At 71.1% G+C, this 5,631-nt stretch carries 7 protein-coding genes; 2 read left to right on the top strand and 5 right to left on the bottom strand.

The genetic code is table 11. From position 1 onward, the window contains the following. Positions 1–325: PEP-utilizing enzyme (locus ACFQ36_RS20125; RefSeq protein WP_377016890.1), on the top strand; the 325-nt coding region annotated here is incomplete at its 5' end. A 194-nt stretch (positions 326–519) separates the two neighbouring features. Here ACFQ36_RS20125 and ACFQ36_RS20130 read toward each other — a convergent pair. The 5 genes from ACFQ36_RS20130 to ACFQ36_RS20150 all read right to left on the bottom strand — a co-directional run bounded on the left by ACFQ36_RS20130 (position 520) and on the right by ACFQ36_RS20150 (position 4,836). Beyond that, a complete protein-coding gene (locus ACFQ36_RS20130; protein WP_377016892.1) occupies positions 520–1,692 on the bottom strand; it encodes a globin domain-containing protein in 1,173 nt (390 codons plus the stop codon). Positions 1,693–1,802: 110 nt separating this feature from the next. Next, positions 1,803–2,261, bottom strand: a complete 459-nt coding sequence (locus ACFQ36_RS20135; RefSeq protein WP_377016894.1) for an RrF2 family transcriptional regulator — start codon at positions 2,259–2,261, stop codon at positions 1,803–1,805. A 45-nt stretch (positions 2,262–2,306) separates the two neighbouring features. Then, on the bottom strand, positions 2,307–2,957 hold the full coding sequence (locus tag ACFQ36_RS20140; RefSeq protein ID WP_377016896.1) for an SDR family oxidoreductase: 651 nt from the start codon (positions 2,955–2,957) through the stop codon (positions 2,307–2,309). After that, on the bottom strand, positions 2,954–3,421 hold the full coding sequence (locus ACFQ36_RS20145; protein WP_377016898.1) for a hypothetical protein: 468 nt from the start codon (positions 3,419–3,421) through the stop codon (positions 2,954–2,956). The genes ACFQ36_RS20140 and ACFQ36_RS20145 overlap by 4 nt, the downstream gene beginning before the upstream one ends. Continuing rightward, positions 3,418–4,836, bottom strand: coding sequence for a phosphomannomutase/phosphoglucomutase (locus ACFQ36_RS20150; protein ID WP_377016900.1), 1,419 nt, complete (start codon positions 4,834–4,836; stop codon positions 3,418–3,420). The genes ACFQ36_RS20145 and ACFQ36_RS20150 overlap by 4 nt, the downstream gene beginning before the upstream one ends. Before the next feature lie 71 nt (positions 4,837–4,907). On the opposite strand from ACFQ36_RS20150, the gene ACFQ36_RS20155 reads away from it, so the two are divergent. Then, a partial coding sequence (locus tag ACFQ36_RS20155) for a DEAD/DEAH box helicase (RefSeq protein WP_377016902.1) occupies positions 4,908–5,631 on the top strand: 724 nt, incomplete at its 3' end.

Consider the following 5,631-nt stretch of genomic DNA (forward strand, 5'->3'; position numbering starts at 1 on the left):
CCGCGGTGCCAGCCGCGGCACCGCGGCCGGGCCGGTGCGGCTGGTGCTGGGGCCGCAGGATTTCGGCCGGCTCGCGGCCGGCGACGTGCTGGTGTGCCCCTACACCAACCCGTCCTGGACGCCGCTGTTCCAGCGCGCCGCCGCCGTCGTCGTGGACACCGGCGGCATCGGCTCGCATGCGGCGATCGTCGCGCGCGAGTACGGGATCCCGGCCGTGATGGGCACGGGGGAGGGCACCCGGGTGCTGCGGGACGGGCAGCCGGTGGTGGTGGATGGGACCCGGGGCACGGTCGCCGCCGCCCCGTCCGCAAAAGTCGGCCAGTAGATGCTGGCTGCCGGGAAAAGCTGGGCAGCAGCTGCTGCCCCGGGGAAGAAAACGGCGTGCGGTGGCCGCGGGGTTCCGGACGGATTCCGCCCGGAAGTGGCCGGCGGCCGCACGGAGACCGGGTGCTCCGTGCGGCCGCCGGCCACTTTCTTCGAATCGGGGACATCTGCCGACCGGTTTTTGCCCGGGCGGGGCTAGTTGGCGCTGGCGAGCCAGAGGTCGGGGCCGAAGACCTCGTAGTGGATCCTGGTGGCCGGCACGCCGGCGTCGATGGCCTGGTTCCGGATCGACTTCATGAACGGCAGCGGCCCGCACACGTACACGCTCGCGTTGGCCGGCAGGTCCACGTCCTGCAGGGACATGAAGCCGGTCTTGCAGCCCTCGGCCGGCTCTTCCAGCCACAGCTGCAGGTTGGCGCCCTCGAGCCTGCCGATGTCGGCGGTCATCTGCTCGCGCAGTGCCCAGGCCTCCAGGTTCTTCTCGGCGTGCAGCACCATGACCTCGCGGTCCGAGCCCCGGTTGGCCAGGGCGCGCAGGGCCGAGGCGGAGGGGGTGCAGCCGATGCCGGCGGTGGCGAAGACCAGCGGACCGTCGCCGTCGTCGAGGGTGACGTCGCCGTAGGGGTTGGACAGCTCGAGCACGTCGCCGACCTGCACGTCGCGGTGCAGCACGGGGGAAACCTCGCCGCCGTCGTCGAGCTTGGTGGTGAAGACGCGGCGGGTGGTGGATTCGGCGTCGGCCGAGAGCGAGTACTGGCGGCACTGGCGCAGCCCGTCCGGCAGGGTGACCTTGACGCTGACGAACTGGCCGGGCACCGCCGGGGTGGCCGGGGTGTCGTCGGCGGGCTCCAGCACGAAGGTCGCGCAGCCGGCGCCGGCGCTGGTCTTCCCCACCACCGTCCACGGGGTCCACATCCTGCCGTTGGCCTGCCGGGCGTACAGGCCCTTTTCGAGCTTGACCAGCGCGTCGGCCATCAGCCAGTAGACCTCGGTCCAGGCCTCGGCGATTTCGGCGGTGATCACGTCCGCGAGCTCCTCGGCGATGGCCTCGAAGAGGTACTTGTAGACAATCTGGTACTGGTCCTCGGTGATGCCCAGGGAGGCGTGCTTGTGCGCGATGCGGCTGAGCACCTGCTCGGGCACGGTGTCCGGATGCTGCACCAGGTGCGAGGCGAAGGCCGCGATGGAGCCGGCCAGGGCCTTCTGCTGCTCGCCGTTGCGCTGGTTGGCGCGGCTGAACAGGCCGTCCAGCAGTTCCGGGTGGGCGGCGAACATGCGCCGGTAGAAATTGGGGGTAATGCTCCCGAGCCGCTCGCCGACCAGGGGCAGGGTGGCTTCAATAATGGGACGGGATTTCTCCGAGAGCATCGGTACTCCTTGGGTGGAAGGTGTCCTTACGGCACCCAAAGTAGCATTGAAAATGCGCATTTAAATCCATGTTTCTACGCCGCGTAGAAAAGTTCCCCGGGTCGGCGCGGTCAGGCCGGACTTCGTGTATGCAAGGTCACAAAAACCGGGGCCATTTGTGACTCGTGCGGCAGGGTGGAGACCACGACGTCGTCCAGCTCGCGGTAGAAGGCCTCGCGTGCCCGGCGCAGCGCCCCGCGCAGCCCGCAGCTGGTGTTCATCGGGCAGCCTCGGCCATTGCTGCCAGCGCTCCCGCAGTCCACCATGTCCTCGCGCCCGTCCAGTTCGCGCAGCAGGGTTCCCACGGTGACCTGCCGTCCGGCCGCGCTGATCCGCACGCCGCCGCCGCGTCCGCGCACCGCGTCCACCAGGCCCAGGGAGCGCAGCTTCAGCACGGCCTTGCTCACGTGGTTGTAGGGGGTGCCGACGCCGTCCGCGATGGCCCGGGTGGTGAACAGCTCGCCCTCGGGTGCCGCGCACAGCAGCATCAGGGCCCGCAGGCACACATCGGAGAAGGCATTGATCCGCACCCACCGATTTTACCCGGGCGGCAGGAGGGGAGGCAGGGCGGGCGCTTACAGGTTCCGGATGGCGTCTTCGATGGGGGTGCCGCCGTTGTTGAACGCGATGAACCTGCCGACGGTCTCCGGCACGTCCAGCACGGCGGCGGCGACGCGGGCCACGTCCTCGCGGCTGACGCGGCCCGGGGCCAGATCCTCGCCCACCTCGATCCGGCCCGTGCCGGGGTCCAGGGTCAGTGTGCTCGGGGCCAGGATGGTCCAGGACAGGAACGTGCCCCGCAGGTAGCCGTCCGCGGCGGCCTTGGCCTCGGCGTAGGGGAAGAAGGGGTCGTCCCGGGGCACGCCGTGGTCGGGCCGGGCACCGAAGTAGGAGACCATGATGTACCGGGGCACGCCGGCCTCCTGCGCCGCGTCCATTGACCGGATGGCCGCATCCCGGTCCACCGCATAGGTGCGCGCCGGATTGCCTCCGCCGGCGCCGGCGGACCAGATGAGGGCGTCGTGCCCCTGGATCCGGTCGGCGATCTGGCCGGTGGTGAGGTGTTCGACGTCGGCGACCACCGGCGTCGCGCCCGTGTCCCGGACCTCGGCGGCGTGCTCCGGGTTCCGGATCAGCGAGCTGACCCGGTGGCCCTGGCCGGCGAGGATGCGGGACAGGTGCAGGGCGACCTTGCCGTGGCCGCCGACGATGGCGATGCTGCTCATGCCGGGCCCTCCGGCCAGACGATGCGCTCCTGCGGATCCAGGAACGGGTCCGGGTAGTGCCAGTTGCCCTCGTCGTCATGGCTGTAGGGCTGGATGGCGGAGACCGCGGTTCCGGCCGAGTGCTCGACCGCTATCTGGATGGCGTCCGTGTCCTCCTCCGGCAGGAAGATATCGCTGATCACCGCGATGGCGCGGTAGTCGGCCTTCTCCAGTTTCAGGACGCTGTAGAGGTGCAGGATCATGGCATCCACGTCCACCTCCGGCTCCCCGGGCTCCTCGTCCAGGTCGTCGGGGCTGACCGCGATCAGCCGCAGCTCGCCCTCGAGCGTGGTGGCCAGCGCCACGGGCAGGAACGCGCCGCGTTCGAGCAGCTGTTCCTGCGCCATCCCCAGCGCGGTGCCGACCAGGATGTCGATGTCCTCCAGCACCTCGGGGTCGACCCCCTCGTGCCAGGATCCGTTCATGCGCCGGACCTGACCAGGGCCAGGACCTGGTCGCGGATGCGTTCCATGACGGCCCTGTCGCGGGCCTCGCCGTTGTAGCGCAGGAACGGTTCGGTATTGGAGGGGCGCAGGTTGAACCAGAAGGAGCCGTCGGCGGCGGAGACGGTGGTGCCGTCCATGGTTTCCACCACGACGTCCTGGCCCAGGCAGGCGTCCAGCACCCGCTCGACGGCGGCGTCCTTGTCCGCGACCACCGAGTTGATTTCCCCGGAGGCGAAGTAGGGGTCGTATTCGGCGGCCAGCGCCGAGAGCGGGCCGTCCTGTTCGCCGAGCGCGGCCAGCACGTGCATCGCGGCGAGCATGCCGGTGTCGGCATTGAAGAAGTCGCGGAAGTAGTAGTGCGCCGAATGCTCCCCGCCAAAGACCGCCCCCTGCTCGGCCATGACGGCCTTGATGAAGGAGTGGCCCACCCGGGTGACCACCGGCTTTCCGCCCTCGCGCTCGACCAGCTCGGGCACCGCGCGGGAGGTGATCAGGTTGTGGATGATCACCGGGGCCTCCTCGCCGGCGGCCTTGGCCCGGGCGATCTCGCGGCGGGCCACCAGCGCGGTGATGGCCGAGGGGGAGACCGTGGTGCCGGTCTCGTCGACGACGAAGCAGCGGTCCGCGTCGCCGTCGAAGGCCAGGCCGATGTCGGCGCCGTGCTCGACGACGGCGGCCTGCAGGTCGCGCAGGTTTTCCGGCTCCAGCGGGTTGGCCGGATGGTTCGGGAAGGTGCCGTCCAGCTCGAAGTACAGCGGCACGATCTGCAGCGGCAGGGCCGGGCCCGGCGTGTCGCCCAGCACCGCCGGCGTGGTCAGCCCGGCCATGCCGTTGCCGGCGTCGACCACCACCTTCAGCGGCCGGATGCCGGACAGGTCCACCAGCGAGCGCAGGTGCGCGGCGTAGCCGGCGAGCACGTCCTCGTGCCCGACGGTGCCGGCACGGGCGGCGGCCGGGATGCCGTCGGCCAGGTAGCGGGCGGCGAGGTCGCGGATCTCGTACAGCCCGGTGTCCGCCGACACCGGCACGGCCCCGGCCAGGGCCATCTTGATCCCGTTGTACTGGGCCGGGTTGTGGCTGGCGGTAAACGTGGCGCCGGCGGCGGCGCGGGTGCCGCAGGCGTAGTACAGCTCGTCCGTGGAGATCCGTCCCAGCATCACCACGTCGGCCCCGCGCGCCGTCACGCCGGCGGCGAAGGCGGCCTCGAATTCCGGCGAGGACGGGCGCATGTCCCCGCCCACCAGCACGGAACTTCCGGCCAGGTGCAGCACGTCCACGAAGGCGGCCCCGGTGGCCTGCACGGTTTCGGCCGTGATGGTTTCGCCGACGATGCCGCGCACGTCGTAGGCCTTGAAAGCCGACTGGAAGGAATCGGTGAGATTTGGGCTAGTCACCGCACCAGTTTATGCAGGGTGCGCCTGTGGACAAGCGGCACGCTGTCGGCGGCGGCTGGGATACTGGGGTAATGGCCGATTTCCAGGACACTGCACTGCCGGATACTTTCCCGGACCCCTCCTTCGACGGCGCCGGGCTGCGGGCCGAGGCCGCGGCCGTCCTGCGCCGGCTGGTGGGTGACGAGGCGGCGCAGTTCCACCCGGGCCAGTTCGAGGCCATCGAGGCGCTGGTGGCCGGCGGCCGGCGGGCGCTGGTGGTGCAGCGCACCGGCTGGGGCAAGTCCGCGGTGTATTTCGTGGCGAGCCTGCTGCTGCGCGCCCGCGGCGCCGGCCCCACCCTGATCGTCTCGCCGCTGCTGGCGCTGATGCGGGACCAGGTGGCCGCTGCCGAGCGGGCCGGGGTGCGTGCGGCGGCGATCAACTCGGCCAACCAGCTGGAGTGGGACGAGGTGGCCGGGCAGCTGGCCGCCGACACCGTGGACGTGCTGCTGGTCTCCCCGGAGCGGCTGAACAACCCGCGCTTCCGCGACGAGCAGCTGCCCGAGCTCGTCCGGCGCTCCGGCCTGCTGGTGGTGGACGAGGCGCACTGCATTTCGGACTGGGGCCATGACTTCCGCCCGGACTACCGGCGGATCCGGGACCTGATCGAGCGGCTGCCGGAGACCGTGCCGGTGCTGGCCACCACGGCCACCGCCAATTCCCGGGTGGTGCACGATATCGAGGAGCAGCTGGCCGGCCGGGCCGGAACCGCCGGCGGGGACTGCGACGGCGGGGCTGCCGCCGGCCGGGCGGCGG

This window comes from Arthrobacter sp. GCM10027362 (assembly GCF_042679445.1).
Classification (GTDB): Bacteria; Actinomycetota; Actinomycetes; order Actinomycetales; family Micrococcaceae; genus Crystallibacter.